19 protein-coding genes and 1 pseudogene are annotated in these 25,347 nt (G+C 64.7%); 11 read left to right on the top strand and 9 right to left on the bottom strand.

Going from position 1 to position 25,347, the window contains the following annotated elements:
* Positions 1-128 precede the first annotated feature (128 nt).
* The 4 genes and pseudogenes from pcaF to BRAS3843_RS40315 all read left to right on the top strand — a co-directional run.
* A complete protein-coding gene (pcaF, locus tag BRAS3843_RS21470) occupies positions 129-1,337 on the top strand; it encodes a 3-oxoadipyl-CoA thiolase (protein WP_008971144.1) in 1,209 nt (402 codons plus the stop codon).
* Between the two features lie 133 nt (positions 1,338-1,470).
* Positions 1,471-2,364: a dioxygenase gene (locus tag BRAS3843_RS21465; RefSeq protein ID WP_008971143.1), complete on the top strand. Its 894-nt coding sequence runs from the start codon at positions 1,471-1,473 to the stop codon at positions 2,362-2,364.
* An 83-nt stretch (positions 2,365-2,447) separates the two neighbouring features.
* Entirely contained in the window at positions 2,448-3,512 is a 1,065-nt protein-coding gene (locus tag BRAS3843_RS21460; protein ID WP_008971142.1) for a phosphotransferase, read from the top strand.
* A pseudogene (locus BRAS3843_RS40315) lies at positions 3,511-3,954 on the top strand (flotillin domain-containing protein); the annotation flags it as partial. The gene BRAS3843_RS21460 and the pseudogene BRAS3843_RS40315, both read left to right, overlap by 2 nt.
* 287 nt (positions 3,955-4,241) lie before the next feature.
* Here BRAS3843_RS40315 and BRAS3843_RS21450 read toward each other — a convergent pair.
* The 3 genes from BRAS3843_RS21450 to BRAS3843_RS21440 are packed head-to-tail and all read right to left on the bottom strand — an operon-like array spanning position 4,242 to position 7,429.
* Positions 4,242-5,801 carry a DHA2 family efflux MFS transporter permease subunit gene (locus tag BRAS3843_RS21450; protein ID WP_035982393.1) on the bottom strand — a complete coding sequence of 520 codons (1,560 nt, stop codon included), beginning with the start codon at positions 5,799-5,801 and terminating at the stop codon, positions 4,242-4,244.
* Positions 5,802-5,805: 4 nt separating this feature from the next.
* Complete coding sequence (locus BRAS3843_RS21445) at positions 5,806-6,957, bottom strand: HlyD family secretion protein (protein WP_008971138.1); 1,152 nt, start codon at positions 6,955-6,957, stop codon at positions 5,806-5,808.
* Positions 6,950-7,429, bottom strand: coding sequence for a MarR family transcriptional regulator (locus tag BRAS3843_RS21440; protein WP_008971137.1), 480 nt, complete (start codon positions 7,427-7,429; stop codon positions 6,950-6,952). Before BRAS3843_RS21440 ends, BRAS3843_RS21445 begins: the two co-directional genes overlap by 8 nt.
* A 225-nt stretch (positions 7,430-7,654) precedes the next feature.
* Here BRAS3843_RS21440 and BRAS3843_RS21435 point away from each other — a divergent pair, with 225 nt between their 5' ends.
* From BRAS3843_RS21435 to BRAS3843_RS21410, 6 genes are all read left to right on the top strand, one after another.
* Positions 7,655-8,146, top strand: coding sequence for a transcriptional repressor (locus BRAS3843_RS21435; RefSeq protein ID WP_008971135.1), 492 nt, complete (start codon positions 7,655-7,657; stop codon positions 8,144-8,146).
* 304 nt (positions 8,147-8,450) lie between these two features.
* Positions 8,451-9,404: a DMT family transporter gene (locus BRAS3843_RS21430; protein WP_008971133.1), complete on the top strand. Its 954-nt coding sequence runs from the start codon at positions 8,451-8,453 to the stop codon at positions 9,402-9,404.
* Between the two features lie 13 nt (positions 9,405-9,417).
* Positions 9,418-10,707, top strand: a complete 1,290-nt coding sequence (gene ispG / locus BRAS3843_RS21425) for a flavodoxin-dependent (E)-4-hydroxy-3-methylbut-2-enyl-diphosphate synthase (RefSeq protein WP_008971132.1) — start codon at positions 9,418-9,420, stop codon at positions 10,705-10,707.
* A gap of 284 nt (positions 10,708-10,991) precedes the next feature.
* Complete coding sequence (locus BRAS3843_RS21420) at positions 10,992-11,888, top strand: TauD/TfdA family dioxygenase (protein WP_008971131.1); 897 nt, start codon at positions 10,992-10,994, stop codon at positions 11,886-11,888.
* 431 nt (positions 11,889-12,319) lie between these two features.
* On the top strand, positions 12,320-12,643 hold the full coding sequence (locus BRAS3843_RS42245; protein ID WP_008971130.1) for a GNAT family protein: 324 nt from the start codon (positions 12,320-12,322) through the stop codon (positions 12,641-12,643).
* A gap of 135 nt (positions 12,644-12,778) precedes the next feature.
* Positions 12,779-14,686 carry a PQQ-binding-like beta-propeller repeat protein gene (locus BRAS3843_RS21410; protein ID WP_008971129.1) on the top strand — a complete coding sequence of 636 codons (1,908 nt, stop codon included), beginning with the start codon at positions 12,779-12,781 and terminating at the stop codon, positions 14,684-14,686.
* 774 nt (positions 14,687-15,460) lie between these two features.
* On the opposite strand, the gene BRAS3843_RS21405 is transcribed toward BRAS3843_RS21410, so the two are convergent.
* On the bottom strand, positions 15,461-15,886 hold the full coding sequence (locus tag BRAS3843_RS21405; RefSeq protein WP_008971128.1) for a DUF1330 domain-containing protein: 426 nt from the start codon (positions 15,884-15,886) through the stop codon (positions 15,461-15,463).
* Positions 15,887-16,028: 142 nt separating this feature from the next.
* Here BRAS3843_RS21405 and BRAS3843_RS21400 point away from each other — a divergent pair, with 142 nt between their 5' ends.
* Entirely contained in the window at positions 16,029-18,251 is a 2,223-nt protein-coding gene (locus BRAS3843_RS21400) for a penicillin-binding protein 1A (RefSeq protein ID WP_008971127.1), read from the top strand.
* Between the two features lie 19 nt (positions 18,252-18,270).
* Here BRAS3843_RS21400 and BRAS3843_RS21395 read toward each other — a convergent pair whose 3' ends face one another.
* From BRAS3843_RS21395 to BRAS3843_RS21375, 5 genes are all read right to left on the bottom strand, one after another.
* Positions 18,271-20,913 carry an EAL domain-containing protein gene (locus tag BRAS3843_RS21395; RefSeq protein ID WP_008971126.1) on the bottom strand — a complete coding sequence of 881 codons (2,643 nt, stop codon included), beginning with the start codon at positions 20,911-20,913 and terminating at the stop codon, positions 18,271-18,273.
* A 265-nt stretch (positions 20,914-21,178) separates the two neighbouring features.
* Complete coding sequence (locus tag BRAS3843_RS21390) at positions 21,179-22,018, bottom strand: SprT family zinc-dependent metalloprotease (RefSeq protein ID WP_035982373.1); 840 nt, start codon at positions 22,016-22,018, stop codon at positions 21,179-21,181.
* 207 nt (positions 22,019-22,225) lie between these two features.
* Entirely contained in the window at positions 22,226-23,554 is a 1,329-nt protein-coding gene (gene phaZ / locus BRAS3843_RS21385; RefSeq protein WP_008971124.1) for a polyhydroxyalkanoate depolymerase, read from the bottom strand.
* A gap of 125 nt (positions 23,555-23,679) precedes the next feature.
* Positions 23,680-24,492, bottom strand: a complete 813-nt coding sequence (locus tag BRAS3843_RS21380) for an ABC transporter permease (protein WP_008971123.1) — start codon at positions 24,490-24,492, stop codon at positions 23,680-23,682.
* On the bottom strand, positions 24,489-25,283 hold the full coding sequence (locus BRAS3843_RS21375) for an ABC transporter ATP-binding protein (protein ID WP_008971122.1): 795 nt from the start codon (positions 25,281-25,283) through the stop codon (positions 24,489-24,491). Before BRAS3843_RS21375 ends, BRAS3843_RS21380 begins: the two co-directional genes overlap by 4 nt.
* Positions 25,284-25,347: the final 64 nt, after the last annotated feature.

Here is a 25,347-nt window from a genome sequence, read left to right as displayed (position 1 = left end):
GGGCAGAGGGAGCACACCGCCGTCCTGGCGCATACCCTCCCGCGCTCCCGTCATTTGACCTGGTTCCGGCACACTCCTAAAACCGCCCTCAAATCCGACCAGAAACACGCGACTTCAGGGAGAGAGCGATGCGAGACGTCTATATCTGCGATGCGGTACGGACCCCGATCGGCCGCTTCGGCGGCTCGCTCGCGAAAGTGCGTGCGGACGATCTTGCGGCCACGCCGATCAAGGCGCTGATCGCGAAACATCCCAATCTCGACTGGTCCGCCGTCGATGAAGTGTTCTTCGGCTGCGCCAACCAGGCCGGGGAGGACAACCGCAACGTCGCGCGCATGGCGGTGCTGCTGGCGGGCTTGCCCGACTCTATTCCCGGCCAGACCTTGAACCGCCTCTGTGCCTCCGGCCTCGATGCGGTCGGCGCCGCGGGCCGCGCGATCCGCGCCGGTGAGATCGACCTCGCGATCGCGGGCGGCGTCGAATCGATGACACGCGCGCCGTTCGTGCAGGGCAAGGCGACCGAAGCGTTCTCGCGTTCGGCCGAGATCTTCGACACCACGATCGGCTGGCGCTTCATCAACCCGCTGATGAAGCAGCAGTACGGGGTCGATTCGATGCCGGAGACCGGCGAGAACGTCGCAGAGGAATTCCAGGTCTCGCGCGCCGATCAGGACGCGTTCGCGATCCGCTCACAGCAGCGCGCCGGCAAGGCGATCGCGTCGGGCTATTTCGCCGAAGAGATCACGCCGGTCACCGTGCCCGGCGGCAAGGCCGGCCCCGTGGTCGTCGACAAGGACGAGCATCCGCGTCCCGACACCACGCTGGAAGGTCTCGCCAAGCTCAAGCCGATCGTGCGCAATCCCGGCACGGTGACGGCCGGCAATGCGTCCGGCGTGAATGACGGCGCCGCGGCGATGATCCTCGCCTCTGAAGCCGCCGTGAAGAAACACGGCCTGACCCCGCGCGCAAAGGTGCTGGGGCTGGCGTCAGCTGCGGTGCCGCCGCGCATCATGGGCATCGGCCCGGTGCCGGCGACGCGCAAGCTGATGGAGCGGCTGGGGCTGAAGATCACCGATTTCGACCTGATCGAGCTGAACGAGGCATTCGCGAGCCAAGGCATCGCCTGCCTGCGCCAGCTCGGCGTCGCCGACGATGCCGATTTCGTCAATCCGCATGGCGGCGCGATCGCGCTCGGCCATCCCTTGGGGATGAGCGGCGCACGGCTGGCGCTGACCGCCGTGCATGGGCTCGAGACGCGCGGCGGCAAGCGCGCGCTCGCCACCATGTGCGTCGGCGTCGGCCAGGGCGTGGCGCTGGCGATCGAGAAGCTGAACTGACGAAGCGCCCTTCGCTTCGTCATTCCGGGGCGCGAGCGTAGCGAGCGAACCCGGAATCTGGAGATGAGTCCAACAATGTCGAGATTCCGGGTTCGATGCTGACGCATCGCCCCGGAATGACGGAGAAATAATGATGACCATCTCCCGCGAGCAGGACGTGACGCCGGCCGTGCTGGCCGTGATGGAACGAACGACAAACCCGCGGCTGCGCGAGATCATGATCGCGCTGATCAAACATCTGCACGGTTTCGTCCGCGATGTCAGACTGACCGAGGCCGAATTCCGCGAGGCTGCCGCTGTTATCGCGGAGCTCGGCCAGCGCACCAATGACACGCACAATGAGGTGGTGCTGATGGCGGGCTCGCTCGGCGTCTCGTCGCTGGTCTGCCTGCTGAACAATGGTGACAAGGGCAACACCGAGACCTCGCAGTCCCTGCTCGGCCCGTTCTGGCGGTTGAATTCACCTCGGATGGAGAACGGAAGCTTGATCGTGCGCTCGGCCACACCCGGCCCGGCGCTGTTCGTGCACGGGCGCGTGCTCGATCCCGATGGCGCGCCGGTGGCCGGCGCCGAGGTCGATGTCTGGCACGCCTCGCCGGTCGGGCTCTATGAGAACCAGGACCCGGATCAGGCCGACATGAACCTGCGCGGGACATTCACAACCGATGCCGACGGCCGCTTCTGGTTTCGCTCGGTGATGATGGTGGGCTATCCGATTCCGACCGACGGCGTGGTCGGGCGGCTGTTACAGGCGCAGGGCCGGCATCCTTATCGCCCCGCGCATCTGCATGCGCTGATCGTCAAGCCCGGCTTCAAGGTCCTGATCTCGCAGGTCTACGACCCCAACGACCCGCATATCGACAGCGACGTCCAGTTCGGCGTGACCAAGGCGCTGCTCGGCGATTTCATCCGCCATGACGAACCGCATCCGACCGCGCACGACGTGATCGCGCCCTGGTACTCGCTCGACCACGTCTACCGCATGGAGGCCGGCGAGACCGTGCTGCCGCGCGCGCCGATCAAGTAGCAGGCCCCTTTCGTCACGGGGTGCATGGCCCCGGGCCTGCTCCTGAGCTATCATCCGGCACGCAACCACAGGACGCGCGCCGCATGACCGCAACGCCTTTGCCTCCGGCCGTCGATCCTGCTCACCTGACCGAGGCATTGCGTGCATCGGGCGTCCTCGGGGCGGGCTCCGTACGCCAGGTAGCCGTGCTGAGCGCGCGCGACATCATCGTATCGCGCATCATACGGCTGCGGCTCAGCTATGACGGCCCGGCGCCCGACGCACCTGAGACGCTGATCCTGAAAGTCGCGCAGGAGAACTTCGCGAGAACCCTGTGGCAAGCCGGCCGCCAGGAGGTCGCCTTCTATCGCGACGTCGCGCCGCGCATGCCGAAGCATCTGGTGCCACGCTGCTTCGATTCACTCTGGAACAGCGACACTCATGCTTGGCATCTGTTGCTGGAGGACTTGTCCGAGACGCACGAGCTCGCGACCGAATGGCCCCTTCCGCCGAGCTTGGAGCAGGCGGCATCCATCGTCGAAGCCCTGTCGCGGCTGCATGCGGCGTGGTGGGACCATGAGAGTCTTGGCCAGTCGATTAGCACCTTCGCGGACATCACGGCGATGGACCAGGTGATGGCGCAGTTCGCCGGCCATTTCGAGCGCTTTGCCGCCCTGCTCGGTGATCGCCTGACTGCGGAACGGCGTGACGTCTATCATCGCTTTATCAAGGCTTCGCCACGGCTGCTGCAGCGCTACCATTCGCGGCGGAACGTGACCATCGCGCATGGCGATGCACATATCTGGAATTTTCTTGTTCCGAGGCACGGAGTGGACGATCGTGTCCGCGTGTTCGATTTCGATCAATGGCGGATCAATGTGGGTGCGAACGATCTGGCCTATATGATCGCCCTGCAACTTTATCCCGAGCGTCGGCGTGACATCGAAGGTGAGCTGCTGGATCGTTACCATGCGACGTTGGTGAGCCACGGCGTGAGCGGTTATAGCCGCGCTGCGCTTAGCGATGACTATCGCCGCGGAGTGCTCTGGCAGATCACCAAACCGGTGTGGCAATGGACCGCGAAGACTCCGCCCGTGATCTGGTGGAATAATCTTGAGCGGATCTTCCTCGCGGTCGACGATCTCGGCTGCCGCGAATTGCTGGACTGACGAGGCCCAGAACAAGCTCGGCAGCAACGTGATCGATTTCGAGCTGGCCAAGCAGCGCATCGCGGCGATGCCGGCCGCGCTCGGCGAAATGGTCAAGCCGATCGCGAATCTCAAGGACGTCCGCATTCTCCATACCGGCGGCGCGTTCGACGGTAACGGCAACGGCGCCGGGGGCAACGGCAATGTCGGCTTCGGCGAGGGGCTCGCCGGCGAGCTGTTGCGCGTGCATGCGATGAAGCCGCTGATCGACGAGATCCTGGTGCAGTCCGGCTTCAAGCCCGGCGACGATCCGATCAAGACGCTCGCCAGCGCGATCCTGCCCAGCGACGCCGGCAAGGTTGTCGAAGCCCGGGAGGAGGTCAAAGGAGAAGCAAAGGCGAACCTTCTCAAGGCCAATGTCGTCAACGACAAGCCGCTGCCGGCGGTGACGCCGCAGGCGTGAGCTCTGATTCGACCTGGAGAACTTCGCGCTTCCCGCCCTCCCCTCGCGGGAGGGTGACGGCATCTTCCACTGTCACGCTGGAATGGGGAAAATGATCCCGGGGGCTGGGGGCGGCGCTGGAGGTACCACCGCCCCCATCCGGCACATCATGGCGGGGCGTCCATGAGGCACTGCCTCCACGTGCAACTTAAACGCGGAGGACCGGGTTACCCATATGATAGCCCGAAACGTGAGCATGGTTGACCGGAAAACCATCACGCCCGGTCACCTTTTCGCTACCTTGACAGCTACTCCATGACAGCGTGATCGGCCGGCGCGGCCTGGGCGCGCAGCGCGGTCCGGGTCGAGCCGATCATGATCGCGAGCGGGATCGACACCAGGATGAACACCATCACCAGCTGGTAGTCGTGGGAGAAGGCCAGGATCTGCGCCTGCACCATCACCATCGCGTCGGCCATGGCGCGGCCGGCATCGGTCGACAGGTTGATCATGCCGGCGACGTTCGGCATCTGCAGCGCGTGATTGAACGGGTTGATGTGCTCGACCAGGATCGCATGGTTGCGGCGGGTGCCCTCGGTCAGCTGCGCGATCGCAATCGAGATCCCGATTGAGCTGGCGACATTGCGCACCAGGGTCAGCATCGAGGTGCCGTCGGTGCGCAACTGCCCCGGCAGCGTCATGAACGCCACCGTCGACAGCGGCACGAACACCAGCCCGAAGCCGAAGCCCTGCATGATGCTGATGGTGACGATCTCGGGCACGCCGGTCTGGTCGGTCCACGCCGTCATCTGGAACAGCGACAGTGCGGTCAGGCCGAGGCCGACCACGATCAGCGTCCGCGCCTCGATATAGCGCAAGAGCCGCCCGACCAGCATCATCGCCACGAAAGTGCCGCAGCCCCGGCTCGCCAGCAGCACGCCGGCGGTGATGATGGGATAGCCGATGACGTTCTGCAGGTAGGGCGAGGACAGCGCCATGGTCGAGAACAGCACCAGGCCCATCACCGTCATGAACACGCAGCCCCCGACGAAATTCTTGTCCTTGAACAGCGCGAACTGGATGAAGGGACGCTGCGTGGTCAGCGAATGCGCCAGGAAATAATAGAAGCCGATCCCGGCGACGATGAACTCGATGATGATCTCGTTGCTCTCGAGCCAGCCCTGGTCCTCGCCGCGATCGAGCGCGATCTGCAGCGAGCCGATGCCGACCGCCAGCGCGAGGAAGCCGAACCAGTCGAATGTCAACTCGGTGTTCGGCTTGGTCTCGTCCATGAACGCCATCAGGCCGAGCACGGTGACCAGGCCGAACGGCAGATTGACGAAAAACACCCAGTGCCAGGAATAGGTCTCGGTCAGCCAGGCCCCGAGCGACGGCCCCATGATCGGGCCCATCATCACGCCCATGCCCCAGATCGACATCGCTTTTGCGCGTTCATGCAGCGCGTAGGAATCGAGCAGGACGGCCTGCGACAGCGGCACCAGCGAGGCGCCGAACACGCCCTGCAGCAGGCGGAACAGCACCATCTGGTTGATGTCCTGCGCCAGCCCGCACATGACTGAGGCGACGGTGAAGCCGGCCGAGCAGACGATGAAGGTGCGCTTGCGGCCGAAGCGGTTGGCGATCCAGCCGACCGGCGCGGTCATGATCGCCGCCGCCACGATGTAGGACGTCAGCACCCAGTTGATCTGGTCCTGCGACGCCGACAGCGTGCCCTGCATATAGGGCAGCGCCACGTTGGCGATGGTGGTGTCGAGCGCCTGCATGACCGTCGCCGTCATGGCGCAGACCGTCACCATGTTGCGGCGAAAGCCGGGAACGGCCGAGGGTGAGGGCGCAGCCGTGCTCATCACCCTACTCCGCCGTCTCCGCGGCGTGGGCCGCGCCGAACAGCCCGGCCAGCGAGCGCTGATGACCGGTGTCGATCGCGACGTTGACGCTCATGCCGGCCTTCAGCTTCGCGACATATTTGTCGTTCTTGTCGAAATAGATCCGCACCGGCACGCGCTGCACGACCTTCACGAAATTGCCGGTCGCGTTCTGCGGCGGCAGGATCGCGAACTGCGCGCCGGTGCCGGGCGAGAGCGAACCGACTGTGCCCTTGAACGCATGGTTCGGGAAGGCGTCGACATCGAGCTCGACCGGCTGGCCGACCGCGACGAAAGTGAAGTCGCTTTCCTTCGGATTGGCATCGACCCAGGGATTGGCGACGTCGATCACCGAGAACACCGGCGTGCCGGCCGCGACGAAACGGCCAAGCTGGATCTGGTCGACCTGGGTGGCGATGCCGGCCATCGGCGCTCGCATCACGGTGTGATCGAGATTGCGTTGGGCAATGCCGAGCGCCGCCTTGGCCTGGTAATAGGGCGGGAATTGTTCGATCGGCAGCTCGGGGTTGCCGAGCAGCTGGGTCTTGGCGGTGGACAATTGCTGCTGAACGAAGGCGTATTCCGCCCGGGCCGTGACCAGGGCCGACGAGGCATTGTCGAGATCGAGTTGCGATCCGAAGCTGTTCCTGGCCAAAGCCGACTTGCGTTCGACGTCCTTCTGCTTCAGATCGATGGTCTGTTGCATCAGATCGGCCATCTGCTGATAGATTTTGATGTTGGCGAGCAGATTGTTGTAGCTGGTGCGGGCTTGCTCGAGCGTGGATTTGGCCTGGTCAAGGGCGAGCTGGAACGGCTCGGGATCGATCTCGAACAGCTCGTCGCCCTGGCTGACCTGCTGGCCTTCCTTGACGATGATCTTGACGATCTTGCCGGAGATGTCGGGCGTGATCAGCACCTTCTGGGCGCCGACATAGGCGTCATCGGTGGTCACATAGCGGCCGCCATGCAGATAGAATTCCAGGCCGCCGACCGCGGCGAGGACCGGCAGCACGACCAGCAGCAGCACGCGGCGATAGCGCTTGAACATGCCGCCTTTCGGCCGCGCCGCCGCAGCAGTCGCGCCGTCGGGGCTCGCCTTCTTCTGTTCGGTGGCAATCTTCAAAGCGGGTTCAGCCATAATGCTGCTCCTTTCGCTGCGTGTCGCAAAGCGACTGCAGGGCGTTTCTTACGTTTTCTTTGATGGCTTCGAGCTGGTTCATCAGCCGCTGCGTGTCAGCGCCGCTGATGCCGGCGAGCGCGGTTTCGGTCAGCTCCAATTTGAGCTCGGCGAGCTTGGCGAGCAGCGGGCGTGCGGCCTTCTGGAGATAAAGTCGATTGACGCGCCGGTCATTGTCGTCGCCGCGGCGCTCGATCAGGCCGGCATCGGCGAGCTTGTCGATCAGCCGCGTCAGCGTGATCGGCTGCATCTCCATCTGCTCGGCGAGCTCCGACTGCTTCATGCCCTCGTTGCGCTCGACTCTGGCGAGCACGGCCCATTGCGCGCGGGTCATGCCGAAGCGCGCCGCTTCCTTGTCGGCATAGACGCGCACCAGGCGCTGCAGCTCGCCGAGGGCGAACAGGAAATTCACGTCCGCGGGATCTCGGGCCATATCCGTTCATTTCTCAATCCGCGCAATTTTGGCTCGGCGGACAATGGAAGCAGGCTTTGGAACCAAGCTTGGGAACTAAGCTTGCCTCAAATAAGCTTTGCTATAATAAGCAAGCTTATGAATTTTTCATGGCTTTTTTCACGCAATCCCTATCCGACCGGCGCGCATGGCTGACGACGGCGCCGCTTTGGCGATGGCCGGAGAGAAATGGTAGGTTGCTGCCTGATGACCGTTGCCAGACCCGCATTCCCCGACCCCGACCATGATCACGGCCGCTGCACCGCGGATGCGCTTGATCATGCCGAGCGCGTGTGCGCGCAGCGCAGCCAGAAATTCACCCCGCTTCGCCGCCAGGTGCTCCAGGCGCTCTTGTCCACGCATCGGCCGCTCGGCGCCTATGAGATCATCGAGGAACTCGCCAAGAGCGCAGCCCGCCCGGCGCCGATCACCATCTATCGGGCGCTCGAGTTCCTGATAACCAACGGCCTGGTACACCGGATCGAGAGCCGCAACGCCTATCTCGCCTGCGCGCAGGATCACGATTCGACCACGCTGGTCGCGTTCCTGATCTGCGAGCGCTGCGGCGCGGTCGGCGAAGTTCCAGCGGCCCCGATCGCGGAAGGCCTCAAAGCCGCCGCCGCGACCTCCGGCTTCACCCCGAAGCTCTCGGTGGTCGAGATCACCGGCACCTGCGCACATTGCAGGGAAGCAGCGTGAGTTCCGTCGCCCCCTGTTAGCTGTACAGACGATCGTTGATCATATGAGAGTGTTTAACGGCGACGGCGGTGCGCTCCCTCGCCCCGCTTGCGGGGAGAGGGTCGGGGTGAGGGGGAGTCTCCGCAGACCGAGCTTGCGGAGAGTCCCCCTCACCCGGATTGCATCTGACGATGCAATCCGACCTCTCCCCGCAAGCGGGGCGAGGTTGAGATGGCTCACGCTGCCGGATGTGGGGATAGGTTGATCGGAGGCCCCGATCTCGGTCTAAACAACAAAAAGTTTGCTCTAGGGAGCCAGCGTCCTCGTGTCTTCGAAACAAGTCTTATCTTCCGCGGCCCGGCCGCTCGGCCCGGGCGCCATCGCCATCATCCTCGTGCTGTGCCTGTCCTGGGCTTTCAACCAGATCGCGGTCAAGCTGGCGCTGCCGGAAATCCCGCCGATGCTGCAGGCGACCTTGCGCTCGGCCGGCGCGCTGCCGGTGTTGCTGCTGATCGCGTGGGGACGCGGCGTCAAGATGTTCGAGCGTGACGGCACGCTGATCGCGGGTCTGGTCGCCGGCACCATGTTCGGCATCGAGTTCGTGCTGATCTATGGCGGCCTGCTTTTGACCTCCGCCTCGCGCGCGGTCGTCTTCCTCTACACCGCGCCGTTTTTCGTCGCGCTCGGCTCCTACCGCTTCCTTGGCGAGCGGCTCGGCGCCACCCAATGGGCAGGCCTGGGGCTGAGCTTTGCCGGCGTGGCGCTGGCGATCGGGCTTCCGCAGGCCAATGTCGACAGCCGCGTGCTGCTCGGCGACCTCATGGTGGTGGGCGGCGGCCTGTTGTGGGGCGCAACGACCGTGATGGCCAAAGGCACACGGCTGCGCTTTGCGCCGCCGGAAAAGGCCCTGGCATACCAGGTGGCGATGTCGATCCCGATCCTGGGCGCGGCAGCCCTGCTTTCCGGAGAGCGGCTCGCCCAGGTTCCCAGTCCATTCGTGCTGTCTTTGATGGCCTATCAGGCGATCTGGGTGGTCGGGACCACCTTCACGTTGTGGTTTGCGCTGGTGAAGACCTATTCGGCCAGCAAATTGTCGGCATTTACCTTCATCACCCCTTTATTCGGGGTCGTGGCCAGTTATTTCATCCTGCATGACGCCCTGACGCTGGCCTTTGGCGGCGCCGCCCTGCTTGTGATTGCTGGCCTTTTTCTGGTCAATCGCCCGGCCAGGGCCGTTCCGGTCACGACAGACGCATTGCTGAATGTCACCAAAACCTGATATCCGAGACCCCATGAACAAGCCCGAAATCCTGCCTCAGAACGACATCGCCGGCCCCGCTCCCCGGCATCAGACCACCCAAGTCATGGTCGGCAACGTCGCCGTCGGCGGTGGTGCGCCGATCGTGGTGCAGTCGATGACCAATACCGATACCGCCGATGTCGACTCGACGGTGGCCCAGGTCGCAGCGCTGGCGCGCGCCGGGTCCGAGATGGTCCGTATCACCGTGGACCGCGAGGAGGCCGCCGCCGCGGTCCCGCACATCCGCGACGCGCTCGACAAGCGTGGCATCACCACGCCGCTGATCGGCGATTTCCACTATATCGGCCACAAGCTGCTGACGGAGTACCCGGCCTGCGCCGAGGCGCTTGCCAAGTACCGCATCAATCCGGGCAATGTCGGCTTCAAGGACAAGCGCGACACCCAGTTCTCCTCGATCATCGAGATCGCCAACAAGAACAACAAGCCGGTGCGCATCGGCGCCAATTGGGGCTCGCTCGACCAGGAGCTGCTCTCCAAGCTGATGGACGAGAATGCGGCCTCGGCCACTCCGCGCGATGCGCGTGCGGTGACGCGCGAGGCGATGGTGCAGTCGGCGCTGCTGTCGGCCGCGCGGGCGCAAGAGCTCGGCATGCCGAAGGAGCGCATCATCCTCTCCGCCAAGGTCTCGGCGGTGCAGGACCTGATCGCGGTCTACCAGGATCTCGCGGCGCGCTCGGATTACGCGATCCATCTCGGCCTGACCGAGGCCGGCATGGGCTCGAAGGGCATCGTGGCCTCCTCGGCCGCGCTCGGCATCCTCCTGCAGCAGGGCATCGGCGACACCATCCGCATTTCGCTGACGCCGGAGCCCGGCGGCGACCGCACCCTCGAGGTGCAGGTCGCGCAGGAATTGCTGCAGACCATGGGCTTCCGCACCTTCGTGCCGCTGGTGGCGGCGTGCCCGGGCTGCGGCCGCACCACCTCGACCGTGTTCCAGGAACTGGCGCGCTCGATCCAGGATTTCATCCGCGACGAGATGCCGGCCTGGAAAACAAAGTACCCGGGCGTCGAGGAGCTCAACGTCGCGGTCATGGGCTGCATCGTCAACGGCCCCGGCGAATCCAAGCATGCCAATATCGGCATCTCGCTGCCCGGCACCGGCGAGGCCCCGGCCGCGCCCGTGTTCGTCGACGGCAAGAAGTTCCGCACCCTGCGCGGCCCCACCATTGCAGCCGACTTCAAGGCGCTGGTGATCGACTACATCGACCAGCGCTACGGTGCCGGCGCCAAGGCACCGGCGGCGGTGACCGCGGCGGAATAAGCCAGCCTCGTCATTCCGGGGCGATGCGTAGCATCGAGCCCGGAATCTCGATATGGTGGGGCGCAGAGCGCTCCACAAATTCGATGTCGTCCCCGCGAACGCGGGGACCCATACGCCGCGGCCATCATGTTCGGCCGTGCTGTCGCTCCAGCGCTCGCAACAACAATCCGTGGTGTTTATGGGTCCCGGCTCAAGGCCGGGACGACAGCGGAATGCTGGGCGGCATTGCGCTTCACTCTTGGCGCGCTACCATGCCCTCAATCAACGATTGAGGGAGAACGTGCATGAGCTCGCTCGCCGGCCGAGAGGGACCACGCTACAAACATCTCGCAGACGACAGCGCGCCCTACGAGACCATCAGCGTCGACAAGCTTACGCCGATCATCGGCGCGGAGATCTCCGGCGTCGATATCGGCAAGCTCATGTCAGACGAGTCGCGCGCCAACCGCCAGATGGACGAGATCCACCGCGCCCTGGCCGAAAACCTCGTGATCTTCTTCCGCGATCAGCGCATCACGCCGGAACAGCATCTCGCTTTCGGCCGCCGCTTCGGCGAGCTGCATATCCACCCGGCCGCGCCGCATGAGGGCGACGATCCGGCGTTGATGCGCATCTACGCCGATCAGAATTCGCCCCGCGCCAATGGCGAGGGCTGGCACTCGGACGTCTCCTGCGACCTCGAGCCGCCGATGGGCTCGATCCTGCACATCCGGCAATGCCCGCCGCATGGCGGCGACACGCTGTTCGCCTCGATGTATGCCGCCTATGAGGCGCTGTCGGAGCGCATGAAGACCTATCTTGACGGGCTCGCCGCCTTCCATGACGGCGAGAGCGTCTATCGCGGGCTCTATGCCAATTACGGCGTCGCCGACCGGCCAGCCTACCCGAGCGCCGAGCACCCGGTGGTGCGCACCCACCCCGTGACGGGCCGGAAGGCGCTCTATGTCAACCGCGGCTTCACGCGTCACATCATCGGCATCCCGCGCGACGAGAGCGACGCGATCCTGAGCTACCTCTATCAGCACGCCGAGAACCCGCTGTTCCAGTGCCGCTTCCGTTGGACCGAGAACGCGATCGCGTTCTGGGACAACCGCTGCACCCAGCATCGCGCCATGTGGGACTACTGGCCGCACACCCGCGCCGGCACGCGCGTCACCATCAAGGGCGAGCGCCCGGTGTGAGACGGCTAGAAGCGCGTCGCAGCCCGCGCTGCCGGCTCCAGTCCAAAATGTCGCCCCTGCGAACGCAGGGGCCCATAACCATCGTTCTTCATTGCTGGCCGCGCTGTTGCTCCAGCCATCGTAAAATAATCAGTCGTGGCTATGGGTCCCGGCTCAAGGCCGGGACGACAGCGTGAGCGTGGCAAGCATCGTCCAACTATACACATAACAGAACGGACCGCCGCTATTGAAGGAAGTTTCACAATGAACCTCGACGTCCGCGAGATGGCGCTCGACGAGACCGGCATCGTCATCGACTACTTCCACTCGTCCACGCCAGAGCATCTCGAGATGATGGGCGTCGATCCGACGCGCATGCCGGGCCGAGCCATCTGGGCCGGGCGTTCAAGGAGCTCTATGCGCAGCCGATTGCGGAGCGCAGCAACTTCCTGGTGCTCTGGCAGCTCGACGGCAAGCCGGTCGGCTTCTCCAGCTGCGACAAGATCGTATTCGGCAATCGCGCCAACATGCATCTGCACGTCACCGAGCCCGAGTTGCGGCAGCAGGGCATCGGTGCCGAATGCGTTCGCCGCAGCGTCGACATCTATTTCCGCACATTCGAACTCAAGCAATTGTTCTGCGAGCCGAACGCGTTCAACGTCGGCCCGAACCGAACGTTGCAGAAGGCCGGCTTCAGATATCTCAAGACCTACAAGACCGTGCCGGGCTATCTCAACTACCACCAGGCGGTGACGCGCTGGGTGATCGAGCGCTGAGACAGGCTTACGTGAGCAATCCTTGATTGCTCTCGTGATGAATATTCGTTCCGGTTGATTTCACGTGACGACGTTGTCGGTATCGGCTACGGTCTTCTGACATCAGTGACCTGCTCACGCGTGACGGAGACGACCGTGGCGCCTTTTTCCAGGCTGTTGGACGTTTCGGTGCACTGTGTATCAGCAACCTTTGCGCTATCGGCGCTGATCGTCGCTCCGTCCGCGCACGCCGAGGACACGACGCCGCATCCGGGCGAAGCGCTCTATCAGCAGCATTGCGCCTCCTGTCACGAGGGCGGAGCCGTGGCGCGCGCGCCGGAAACCGCAAGCCTGCGGCAGCTTCCGCCGGAGCGGGTGCGCTTCGCGCTCACCTTCGGCCTGATGAACCAGCAGGGGCGCGATCTGACGCAGAGCCAGATCGGCGACGTCGTGCGCTATCTCTCCGCCACCGCTGTGGCCGCAGCGCCGCCGCTTCCGGATTCATCCTGCCGTGACCCCGGACCTTTGCAGCGCGACGCCAACGTGCCGCGCTGGAACGGCTGGGGCGCGGACATCCGGCAACATCGCTTCCAAGCGGCCGACATGGCGCAGCTCGCGCCCAACGACGTGCCGCGATTGAAACTCCGCTGGGCGTTCGGCTTCCCAAACGACACCCGCGCCTCTGCGCAGCCCACCGTGTGGGGCGGGCGCATCTTCGTCGGCAGCGCCGGCGGCAAGGTCTATGCGCTGGACGCCAAGACCGGATGCCAGCGCTGGATGTTCGACGCCGGCTTCGGCGTGCGCAGCGCGATCACGATCGGTGAGGACGACCGCGGCGCAACCGCTTATTTCGGCGACCAGCGTGGCGAGGCCTATGCGCTCGATGCCGAGACCGGCAAGCTGATCTGGAAGACCCGGGTCGAGCCGCATGCCGGCGCCGTCATCACGGGAGCGCCGACGCTGGCCGACGGCGTGCTCTACGTTCCGGTCTCCTCGCTCGAAGAGGTGATGGCGGCCGATCCGCGCTACCCCTGCTGCAGCTTTCGCGGCCTGATCGCAGCCCTCGACGCGCGCAGCGGCGAGGTGCGGTGGCGCGGCTATGTCGCGCCATCAGCGCAATCGGTCGGCAGCAATTCGATCGGGACGCCGCTGTTTGGACCCTCAGGCGGCGCGATCTGGTCGGCGCCATCAGTCGATGGCGCGCATCAGCGCATCTATGCGACCACCGGCGACAGCTATTCCGAGCCGCCGTCGGCGACGTCGGACGCCTTCGTCGCGTTCGATCTCGCAAGCGGCCAGCTCGCGTGGTCACGACAGATGACCGAGGGTGACGCCTACAACGTGGCGTGCAACGCGCGTTTCACCAACAACTGCCCGAAGACCAAGGGACCCGATTTCGATTTTGGTTCGTCGCCGATGCTCGTTGACCTGGCCGATGGCAAGCGAGCGCTGATCGCCGGCCAGAAGTCAGGCATGGTGCATGCGCTCGATCCCGATCACGACGGCGCCATTCTCTGGCAGCGCCGGATCGGACGCGGCAGCTCGCTCGGTGGGGTGCAGTGGGGCGCCGCCACGGACGGGACCAACATCTATGTCGCGCTCTCCGATGTCGGCATCAAGCCCGTGCCCGCGGGCACCGCAGGCGCACAGAAATCCGTGTTCGGCAACACGCTAAAGCTCGATCCGGCGCAGGGCGGCGGCCTCTACGCTCTGAACCCGGCAACCGGCGAGATCGTCTGGCACACACCGCATCCCGGCTGCGACGAGCGGCCCGGATGCAGTCCAGCCCAATCGGCGGCTGTCACCGCGATCCCGGGCGTCGTGTTCTCCGGCGGGCTTGACGGGCATCTGCGCGCCTATGCGGCCGCGACCGGCGCGATCATCTGGGATCTCGACACGGTCAAGGACTACACTACGGTGAACGGCACCGCCGCCCATGGCGGTTCGCTCGACGGACCCGGGCCGGTCGTCGCCGGCGGCATGCTCTACGTCAATTCCGGCTACGCCAACTACGGCACCATGCCGGGCAATGCGCTGCTGGCGTTTTCGGTCGAGGGACAGTGAGGCGCTGCGGGCGGCGAGACGCATAAGCGTCATGCGCAAATTGCCCGTCGTGCCACTCTGTCGCAGCGCGTGCGCCTTGTCGTGTCGGGCAAATCACCGGCACATTCGTCGCGTCTCGGCCCGATGAGAGGGGCGCTTCGCGATCGTCACGAGCGTTGGGCCGAAGATGCGATGGACGCGACATGTCGCAGCGCATTTCATACGCGCGGACGAACGAGGTGTCGCGGACGGTGAAGTCGTGTGGTCCTGGCCTCCCGGTGCTGAGGCCTGCGCAATGCCGTCAGGCATTGTCGCGACGCGATGATGCTTCGCATCACGCGGACGGGGGCAAGAACGCCGGTCCCCGAGGAGAGCGCGTATAAGCCGTAAACCATTGCGCAGGGAAGGTCGGGTTGCCCTCGGCCAAGCCTGTGGTTCCTGCCCCGTGCATTTCTTTCGCACGGGGGCCATGGGTGCGGCCGGCACCCGGCCTTCCCCGCGCCCTCTCTATTAGTTAGGGGGCAACGTTGCAGCCAAGCCCGGGCGCCAAGCGCAGCGGGGATGCGGATCCACACCCTCATGGTGGTTTGACACTTAAAGACGATGACGAGCTTGCGCCTCACACACCCCTGTCGCACCGGCCTTGAGCCGGGACCCACATTCCAGAGACGTCCGTCGTCGGCGCGCTGCCGCGCCGTCGTTCGCACCAACAATGGCCTGTGGTTATGGATCCCCGCTTTCGCGGGGATGACGACTGAGCATGTGGCGCGAGCATCTCCTCGTCCGCTTGCACACCTACGCCGGAATCTCCCCGAAATTCTCGCCGACCGGCAGCACCGCATGACGGATCAGGCGCGAGTCTTCCACCGCGGCCTGGCGATGTTTCACTGCCTCGCGATAGACCGGATCGCGGATCATCTCGACGAAGGCGTCGACGGACGGATACTCCGCGATGAAGCAGTGATCCCAATATTCCTCGCGCGGGCCGATCAGCATCAGCTCGAACCGGCCCTGCCAGACGATGCGGCCGCCGAGCCGCTTGAACACCGGGCCGCTCTCGCGACCATAGGTGGCATAGGCCTCCGCGCCGCTCGCCTTGCGGCCGTCCGGGTACGCAGCTTCCTTGCGAAGACGCACCAGGTTCAGCATGTGGATCGGGCCGGCGCGATCGCGCGCGCGGAATTCGGCAAAGACCTCCTTGGTCGGATCGATATAACCCATCGGCGTTTCCTCATTAACTTGGCCTTAACCATAACAGCGCGTGCATGTCGTGAAAGACCTAATTGCGCGTTAACCTCTTGCTAACCGGCCCTTAAACTCCGGCCATTAGCGTAATCAGGGACGGTTGCGGGCGTATTGGCGTATGGCGGGACGGAACAAGAGCGGCGGGCGCAAGGAGCCGCTATTCGGCCTGGCGGCGGCCATGCACGACCTACGTCTCGACGCCAAGGATCGCATACCGGCAGGCGAGGACGCACCGAAGAAGGCGACCGCCAAGCGCAAGCCTGTCGTCGAGGAGGATGACGACGAGCCGGCGCAGCGGGAGCCCAAACCTCAGCCGAAGTCGCGCCCTGCCAAAGGCAACAAGCGCATGAGCAGATCGCGTGTCGGTTTGTCGTTCGGGCGGATGGTCTACTGGGCGCTGGTCTGCGGCCTGTGGGGCGTGATCGGGCTGGTCGGCGTCGTGGTCTGGGCCGGCGCGCACCTGCCGCCGATCCAGTCGCTGGAGATCCCCAAGCGGCCACCGACCATCGAGATCACCGGCCTCGACGGCAGTGTGCTCGCGCAGCGCGGCGAGATGGCCGGCGCCAATGTCGCGCTCAAGGAGCTGCCGGCCTATCTGCCGAAGGCGTTCATCGCGATCGAGGACCGCCGCTTCTATCAGCATTTCGGCATCGACCCGATCGGCATCGCGCGCGCGGTCGTCACCAACGTCCTGCATCGCGGCGTCTCGCAGGGCGGCTCGACCCTGACGCAACAGCTCGCCAAGAACCTGTTCCTGACCCAGGAGCGGACCCTGGCGCGCAAGCTGCAGGAGGCCGAGCTCGCGCTGTGGCTGGAGCGCAAGCACTCCAAGAACGAGATTCTCGAGCTGTACCTGAATCGCGTCTATTTCGGCTCGGGCGCCTATGGCGTCGAAGCCGCCGCGCAGCGCTATTTCGGCAAGTCCGCGCGACATGTCACGCTCGGCGAGGCGGCGATGCTGGCAGGCCTGGTCAAATCGCCGTCGCGACTGGCGCCGAACCGCAACCCGGAAGGCGCCGAGAAGCGCGCCGAGACCGTGCTTGCGGCGATGGCGGACGCCGGCTTCATCACCGACGCCCAGGCAAAGGCCCAGATCGCGCATCCCTCGGTCACGGTGAAGCCGGCCGGCGCCGGCACGATCAACTATGTCGCCGACTGGATCGGCGAGGTGCTCGACGATCTCGTCGGCCAGATCGATCAGTCGATCACGGTCGAAACCACCATCGATCCGAAGCTGCAGGCCACGGCCGAAGCGGCCGTAATCGACGAGCTCGCCGCCAAGAGCGTGAAGTTCAATGTCAGCCAGGGCGCGCTGGTGGCGATGACGCCCGACGGCGCCGTGCGCGCCATGGTCGGCGGCCGGAACTATTCCGACAGCCAATATAATCGCGCCGTCACTGCCAAGCGCCAGCCCGGCTCGGCGTTCAAGCCGTTCGTCTATCTCACCGCAATCGAGCAGGGCCTGACCCCGGACACCGTGCGCCAGGATGCGCCGCTGGACCTGAAAGGCTGGAAGCCGGAGAACTACACCCGCGAATATTTCGGCTCCGTGACTCTGACGCAGGCGCTGGCGATGTCGCTGAATACGGTGGCGGTGCGCGTCGGCCTCGAGGTCGGACCGAAGAACGTGGTGCGCACCGCGCACCGGCTCGGCATCGCTTCCAGGCTCGATCCCAACCCGTCGATCGCGCTCGGCACGTCCGAAGTCTCGATGCTCGAACTGGTCGGCGCCTATGCGCCGTTCGCCAATGGCGGCCTTAGCGTGGCCCCGCATGTCGTCACCCGGATCAAGACGCATGAGGGCAAGCTGCTCTATCTGCGCCAGGCCGATCCGCCCACGCAGGTGATCGAGCCGCGCAACGTCGCGATGATGAACCAGATGATGCAGGAGACCTTGATCTCCGGCACGGCGCGCAAGGCCGAGATCCCCGGCTGGGTCGCAGCCGGCAAGACCGGCACCAGCCAGGATTTCCGGGACGCCTGGTTCATCGGCTACACCGCCCGCCTCGTCACCGGGGTCTGGCTCGGCAACGACGACAATTCTCCGACCAAGAAAGCAACCGGCGGCGGCTTGCCGGTCGAGGTCTGGACCCGCTTCATGCGCGCGGCGCATCAGGGCGTGCCGGTGGCGGCGCTGCCGAACACTCAAGGCTCCGGCCTGGTGCCGACGCTCGCGCAGATCACCTCACAAATCACGGCCCCGACCGCGCCTGCACCGGCGCCGGCGGCCAATTACGGCGGCGGCCGATCAGTCACTCCGACGCGCACGGCGGCGCGGCCCGAAGCCGCCGCAGGCCTCGACGGCTGGCTGGTCGATCGGTTGTTCGGAGGACAGCGCTGAGAATGGCGGCGTAGCGCGATCAGGCCGCAGGCACAGAGCCGGCCTTGCGCGGCGTCGGGACGCCGGACGGCTTGGACGACGGCGCAGCGAGCGCGCGGCCGATCTGCTTGAGCATCAGGCTGGCGCGACTGGCACTGTGTTCGAGCAACCATCGCCCGAAACCGGTCGCGGGCAGCGGCCGCGCGTAGAGGAAGCCCTGCAGCGCATCGCATCCGAGCTCATCCAGCAGATGGCGCTGCCCCTCGGTCTCGACGCCTTCGGCCACGACAGCGAGATTCATGCTCTGCCCGACCCGGACCACCGCGGTCACGATGGCGCGGGTGCCCGGATTGTCCTCGACATCGCGCATGAAGCTGCGATCGATCTTCAATTCGCTAATCGGCAGCTGCGCCAGCCGGCTCAGACTGGAATAGCCGGTGCCGAAATCGTCCAGCGACAGCCCGACGCCCAGATTGCGCAGCTCGTTCATGGTCGCCACCACGGTGGCGCGCTCGTTCAGGAACACGCCCTCGGTGATCTCGAGCATCAGCCGCTTCGGCGGCAGGCCGTATTCGTTCAGGATCTGCGCCACGCGCGCGGCCAGATTGACGTTCTGGAAGTTGATCGGCGACAGATTGACCGAGACGCTCGGAATATCGAGCCCGGCCCGCTGCCATGCGGCCATCTGCCGGCAGGCCTCGCGCATCGACCACAGCCCGATCTGCTCGATCAGTCCGCATTCCTCCGCGAGCGGGATGAATTTCGCCGGCGATACGTCGCCGAGGACCTCGTCGTGCCAGCGCGCCAGCGCTTCCACGCCGTGAATGGCCCCGTCCCGGCTCCGGATCTGCGGCTGGTAGTACAGCTTCAGCGCCTCGTTCGCGACCGCGTCGCGCAGCGCCGTGCTGTGCATCAAGCGTTGCTCGGCGATCTTGTCGAGATCGGCGCTGAAGAAGCGGTAGGTGGCGCGCCCGGCGCTCTTGGCCTTGTACATCGCGGCATCGGACTGCTTGATCAGCGTGTCGATGTCGGAGGCGTTGTCCGGGTAAAGGCTGAGCCCCATGCTCGCCGACATCGGCACCTGCCGGCTGCCGATCGTGAGCGGCACCGCCAGCGCCGCGGTGATGCGGGCCGCCATCAGGGAGGCCTCGATCGAATCCCGGTTCGGCAGCAGCACCAGGAACTCGTCGCCGCCGAGCCGCCCCAGCATGTCGCCCGGCCGCAACTGCCCGCGCAGCCGCTTGGCGAAGGCGATCAGGAACTCGTCGCCGGCGGCGTGGCCGAGCGTGTCGTTGACGTCCTTGAAGTTGTCCGCGTCGAGATAGGCGACGGCCACATGCCCGCCCTCGGGGCAAGCCTCGAGCGCCGTCGCGATCAGGGAGCGGATATGGGCCCGGTTCGGCAGGCCGGTCAGCATATCGTAATATGCCATGCGCGCGACCGCGGACATCGCCTCCTGCCGCTCGATCGCGAGCGCCCCGAGATGGACGCAGGCCTCCACGATCTGCTCGTGCCATCGGCTCGGGCCGCGGCATTCCCGGAAGTAGAAGGCAAAGGTTCCGATGACCCGCCCGTCCTTGCCCTTGATCGGCGTCGACCAGCAGGCGCGCAAGCCCGCCGCCAGCGGACCCGCTTTATAAGGCTGCCAGCGCGGGTCGGCGTCGATATCCTGTGCCAGGACCGGCTCGCAGAGATAGGCTGCGGTCCCACAGGATCCGACCTCAGGCCCGATCGGGATGCCGTCCAGCGCCGCAGAATAGTCCGCCGGCAGGCTGGGACCGCCGAGCGGATGGACCAGCCCGTCCGCATCGACATGGAGGATCGAGCAGACGACGTCGGGTGCAAGCTCCTCAACGCGCCGGCAGAGCCGGTCACAGATCTCGGCGATTGGGACATTGTCGGCGAGTGCCGTCGTGATCAGCTGCTGCAGTGAACGCAGCTGCTTGCTTTCGCTGATGTCGCTCAGCAGGCCGACCAGATATTTGACGGCACCACGCCGGTTCCGATGCGCCTTGACATACGCGGTAACCCAGATCTCGCGGCCGCTCTTGTCATAGACGAGGACTTCCTCCTCGCCGCCGCGGTCTTCCGCCAGCCAGAGCTTCAGCTTTTCGATCGCGTTGCGGTCGGTGCAGGGACCGACCATCAGCTCGTCGGCCCGGCGTCCGATCGCCTCTCCAGGCTGGTAGCCGAACATCTCCGCAAAAGCGGCGTTGGTGTAGATGATCTTCAGCTCGTGATCGGTCACCACCATCGCCCGGTTGGTCCGATCGGCGACGGAATGGAGCAGCGCGAGCCGGTCGCGCCGCTCGACTTCGGCCGTGACGTCCCGCGCAAACAGCGCGAGCCAGATCGTACCGTCGATCTCGAGCCGCGACAGCGTCAGACTGACGCAGATGCAGCTGCCGTCAGCCGGTCGGAGCTTGATCTCGACCGGCCGCGGCGAGCTCTCGCCGCGATCGGGCAGCGCATGATCTGCGCCGGCAGGGGCCCTGAAGATGGCATGATCGCGCGGGATGCCGAGACGGCTGACATCGGAACCGACGAGCGCGGCGCCGTCGGCACGGAACAGGCGCTCAGCAGCGGCGTTGGCGTGATGAACGCACAAATCCGAATCGAGAATGACCACAGCTTCGCTGGAGTGTTCGAGCGCGGCCAACAACACGTCGGCGGGTTCGGCCATGGGCTACTCGTCGGGGCGCATCAGGTTCCTGCGGAAACGCAGCTGCGCTGGGTTGGAATCACGCCTCGTCACCTGGGCAAGGACCCATAAGTTCTGACAAGCTTCCTCTTACAACCGGTTAAAAACGGCGCCGCTTGTGATCGCGATCATGCTTAAAGGAATGCTACCCGCCCCGGGGCGGTGGCGCAGCTGCGCCGATGAAGGCGCACCAAAAGAAAAGGTCCGGAAAAAGAAAAGGTCCGGACCAGCCGGACCTTGTCATGTCTCAATCGTCGATCCCGTAGCGGTGGAGATCGTTGCCACAGGTATCGAGCCATTTCTTGGCGCGCTCGACCGAGCCGCAGATCCGGCCGCAGACTTTCCAGAACCGCGGCGAGTGGTTCATCTCGACGAGATGCGCGACCTCATGCGCGGCGAGATAGTCGAGCACGAAGGGCGGCGCCAGGATCAGGCGCCAGGAGAAGGACAGCGAGCCGGCCGACGTACACGAGCCCCAGCGGCTCGACTGGTCGCGGATCGACAGCCGCTTCACCTTGACACCGAGCTGGTCGGCATAGGATTCGGCGGCCTTCTGCAGATCGCGCCGAGCCTCCCGCTTGAGGAAGTCATGCACGCGGCGTTCGATATGCTCGAGGCCTCCGGCAACGCAGAGCACCTTCTCGCCGCTGTCGCGTGTTTCGGTCCAGACCGTGCCGCGCTCGCCGGCGCGATGCGCGATCCGGTGCGGCACGCCGCGCAGCGGCACGACCGTTCCAGGCAAGAACGGTGCTGCCTTCGGCAAACGACCGAGGCGTGCGGCAATCCACGCACCGTGACGCTGCGCGAAGTCCTTGGCTTCAGCGATCGTGCCGCGCGGCGGCATCGTGAGGATCGCTTCGCGGTCGGAAGGATGGATTCGCAACGTGTAACGGCGCGCCCTGCGGTGGCGGCGCAATCTGATCGAGTAGATTTGCGAGCCATGCTTGACGAGAAGACGCGAAGGTTCGGCGGGCCGCCGATAAAGGAGGGCGCGAGTGGCCATATCTGTCAGTCCGGGGAGTAAGAGTTCGCCCGGATTCTGCCATATCCGCCGCCAGGGAAATCGTTCGGCGCAAAAACAAATCATTTGCCCAACATACAGCGGTCCAGCGTCCGACGAACACCAGACCTTGGGCCTCGAAAGCAACTTTTTGAATGAATCTTTAATCAAAAGCATTGCTCAAGGAGTGACGCCATATTCACCCCTTGAGTCACTCATGCAATCCGGTTTCCCGGGGCAAATCAACGCCTTACCCAAACTCGGATTCGAGCAGGGACGCAGCACTCCACGCGGCTATTCAGCAGCGAGCGCGAGCAATGCTTTCGGATCTGCAGCCGACATCATGAAATCCGAGATGCGCGGCACGATTTCCGACTTGAATCGCGAACCGTTGAACACGCCGTAATGTCCGACACCGGGCTGCACGTAGTGGACACGGCGATGCGCCGGGATCGAGGTGCAGAGTCTGTGTGTCGCTTCGGTCTGTCCGAGACCGGAAATGTCGTCTTTCTCCCCTTCCACCGTCATCAAAGCCACACGCGTGATCTTGGATGGGTCGACCGGATTGCCGCGATGGGTCATTTCACCCTTCGGCAGGGCGTGCTTGATGAACACCGTCTCGACTGTCTGCAAATAATATTCCGCAGCCAGATCCATCACCGCGAGATATTCGTCGTAAAAGTCGCGGTGCTTGTCGACCTGATCGCCGTCGCCCTTCACCAGATTGGCGAACAACGCCTTGTGCGCATCGACATGGCGATCCAGGTTCATGCTGATGAACCCGTTGAGCTGCAGGAAGCCCGGATAGACGTCGCGCATCACGCCGGGATGCGGGAACGGCACCTTGGTGATGACGTGATTGCGGAACCAGTCGATGCCGCGCTGAACGGCGAGCTGGTTGACCGCGGTCGGATTGCGGCGCGTGTCGATCGGTCCGCCCATCAAGGTCATCGACAGCGGCACGAACGGGTCGCGCTCGGCCTCCATGACCGAGATGGCCGCCAGCACCGGCACGGCGGGCTGGCACACCGCCACGACGTGCATGTTCGTCCCGAGCACGTGGAGCATCTCGATGACGTAATCGATATAGTCGTCGAGATCGAAGCGGCCTTCCGCGAGCGGCACCATGCGCGCGTCGGCCCAATCCGTGATATAGACCTCATGCGTCGGCAGAAACGCTTCGACCGTTCCGCGCAACAGGGTCGCGTAATGGCCGGACATCGGCGCCACGATCAGAAGCCGCGGCTGCGGAGCGCGCAGCGGCCGGGTCAGCTTGCGGTCGAAATAGAGCAACCGGCAGAACGGCTTTTCCCAGACGTTGTGGATCTCGACCGGGGTTCTGACACCGTTGACCTCGGTCTCGTCGAGCCCCCATTCAGGCTTTCCATAACGGCGTGTGGTGCGCTCGAACAGTTCGCAGGCCGCCGCAATCGACTTGCCGGCCTGCGTGTGGGTCCACGGATTGAGCGGATTTTGAAACAGGATCTTGGTGGCGTCCGTGACTGCCCGCGCCGGATTGAGCGAGGCGTGCGCCATTTCGTACATCCAGTACATCGGAGTCGTCAGGACGGGACTGCCTTCCGACGCCAGGGGCGGTGCGCCGCCAAACTCACCTATCGGCATGCTTTTCGAACCTCTCTGCAACGCAATATATAGTGCCGAATGCGTAATAAAGCGTCAATCCGCTGTTGCACTAGCTAACGCATTCAAGAGCCAAAACTCACCGGAAATTCACGGGAAAATGTGGATTATTCCCCGCTGCTCAACAGCGACCCGGCGCGCCGGGCGCTCCGCAACAGAGCAATGAATGCCGCAAATGACGCCAATAGCAGGGCGGCGTTGAGCGCCAGCGCGGTGAGCATCAGGTCGACACGAAAAACCTGGTTGATCAGAAGCGCACGCATCCCTTCGAATACATAGGTGGGCGGCAAGGTCCAGGACACCGATTGCAGCCATCCGGGCAGCACGCTGACCGGATAGTAGACGCAAGCCAATGGCATCAACGCGAACATCAAGGTCCAGACAATGCTCTCGGCGCCGAGACCATTGCGCAGCACCAGGCCGGACACGAAGATGCCAACTGCCCAGGAGGTGAAGATCAGGTTACAGAAGAAGGCGATCAGCGGCAGGCCAAGGCTGTAGAAATTGAACTGGAAGAACGCGATGGCGAGCAGCGTCATCGGGATCACGCCGATCGCCAGCCGGATCACGCTCATGACCATCAGCGCGAGCAGGAACTCGATCGGCTTCAAGGGACTCATCATCAGGTTGCCGAGATTGCGCGACCACATCTCCTCCAAAAATGAGATGGAGAAGCCGAGCTGGCCTCGAAACAGGATGTCCCAGAGGATCACCGCGCCGATCAAGGTGCCGCCGGCGCGGGCAAAGAAGCCGGCATTGCTGGCGATATAGGTCTGCAGGAATCCCCATGTGATGATCTGCAATGTCGGCCAGTAGATCAGCTCCAGCAGCCGTGGCCAGGACGACAGCAAGAGATACCAGTAGCGCAGGATCATCGCGCCGATCCGGTGCGGCGCGATGGCCAGGGAGAAATCGTTCATGGCACGGTCTCCCGGTCGCGGCCGCGCGCGACGTCGAGGAACACCTCTTCGAGCGTGTTCCGGTTGTATCGCGCCATGATCTGCGCCGGGCTGTCGTCATCCTCGATGCGGCCGCGCTTCATGATGATGACGCGGTCGCAGAGCCGCTCCACCTCCAGCATGTTGTGGGAGGCGAGCAGGATGGTCGCGCCGCGGCGTTGGCGATAGCGCTCGAGATGGCCGCGCACCCAGTCGGCGGTATCGGGATCGAGCGAGGCCGTCGGCTCGTCCAACAGCAGGAGCTCGGGATCGTTGATCAGGGCCTTGGCCAGCGCAACGCGCGTCTTCTGCCCCGCCGACAGCTTGCCCGAGGCGCGATCGAGGAAATCGGTAAGGTCAAGGTCGGACGCCAGCTGCGCGATACGGTCTTTGAGGCCTCCGACCGCATAAAGGCGGCCGAAGATCGTGAGATTTTGTCGCACCGTCAGCCGCATCGGCATATCGACATAGGGGCTTTCGAAATTCATCCGCCCCAGCACCTCGTCGCTCTGCTCCGGCATTGGATGTCCGAGCACCTCGACTTGCCCTGAGGTCGGCAGCACCAGCCCCATGATCGTGGCAATCGTCGTGGTCTTGCCCGCACCATTGCCGCCGAGCAGGCCGGTGATGCTGCCATGGCCAATCCGAAACGAGATGTCGTCGACCGCGCGGGTCGCTTTGTAGATCTTTGTCAGATGCGTGACCGCGATAGCCGCCGAGACATGCGGCCCCTGCGCGGCCGCGCGGGGCAAGGCTGCGTCATCATGTGTCATGGGCCCCGTTCATTGGGCCATTGCGCTGCGAAGCGCAACAGGCGAAGCAGGTGAACGGGCCGAT

Source organism: Bradyrhizobium sp. STM 3843, from assembly GCF_000239815.1.
Classification (GTDB): Bacteria; Pseudomonadota; Alphaproteobacteria; order Rhizobiales; family Xanthobacteraceae; genus Bradyrhizobium.
The sequence above is the reverse complement of the archived record's forward strand: the minus strand, read 5'-3'. Positions and strand labels throughout refer to the sequence as shown.

Coding starts and splice junctions, on each gene's coding strand:
- pcaF (WP_008971144.1), top strand. CDS start 129: ATGCGAGACGTCTATATCTGCGATGCGGTACGGACCCCGATCGGCCGC.
- BRAS3843_RS21465 (WP_008971143.1), top strand. CDS start 1,471: ATGACCATCTCCCGCGAGCAGGACGTGACGCCGGCCGTGCTGGCCGTG.
- BRAS3843_RS21460 (WP_008971142.1), top strand. CDS start 2,448: ATGACCGCAACGCCTTTGCCTCCGGCCGTCGATCCTGCTCACCTGACC.
- BRAS3843_RS21450 (WP_035982393.1), bottom strand. CDS start 5,801: ATGAGCACGGCTGCGCCCTCACCCTCGGCCGTTCCCGGCTTTCGCCGC.
- BRAS3843_RS21445 (WP_008971138.1), bottom strand. CDS start 6,957: ATGGCTGAACCCGCTTTGAAGATTGCCACCGAACAGAAGAAGGCGAGC.
- BRAS3843_RS21440 (WP_008971137.1), bottom strand. CDS start 7,429: ATGGCCCGAGATCCCGCGGACGTGAATTTCCTGTTCGCCCTCGGCGAG.
- BRAS3843_RS21435 (WP_008971135.1), top strand. CDS start 7,655: ATGACCGTTGCCAGACCCGCATTCCCCGACCCCGACCATGATCACGGC.
- ispG (WP_008971132.1), top strand. CDS start 9,418: ATGAACAAGCCCGAAATCCTGCCTCAGAACGACATCGCCGGCCCCGCT.
- BRAS3843_RS21420 (WP_008971131.1), top strand. CDS start 10,992: ATGAGCTCGCTCGCCGGCCGAGAGGGACCACGCTACAAACATCTCGCA.
- BRAS3843_RS21405 (WP_008971128.1), bottom strand. CDS start 15,886: ATGGGTTATATCGATCCGACCAAGGAGGTCTTTGCCGAATTCCGCGCG.
- BRAS3843_RS21400 (WP_008971127.1), top strand. CDS start 16,029: ATGGCGGGACGGAACAAGAGCGGCGGGCGCAAGGAGCCGCTATTCGGC.
- BRAS3843_RS21395 (WP_008971126.1), bottom strand. CDS start 20,913: ATGGCCGAACCCGCCGACGTGTTGTTGGCCGCGCTCGAACACTCCAGC.
- BRAS3843_RS21390 (WP_035982373.1), bottom strand. CDS start 22,018: ATGATTTGTTTTTGCGCCGAACGATTTCCCTGGCGGCGGATATGGCAG.
- phaZ (WP_008971124.1), bottom strand. CDS start 23,554: ATGCCGATAGGTGAGTTTGGCGGCGCACCGCCCCTGGCGTCGGAAGGC.
- BRAS3843_RS21380 (WP_008971123.1), bottom strand. CDS start 24,492: ATGAACGATTTCTCCCTGGCCATCGCGCCGCACCGGATCGGCGCGATG.
- BRAS3843_RS21375 (WP_008971122.1), bottom strand. CDS start 25,283: ATGACACATGATGACGCAGCCTTGCCCCGCGCGGCCGCGCAGGGGCCG.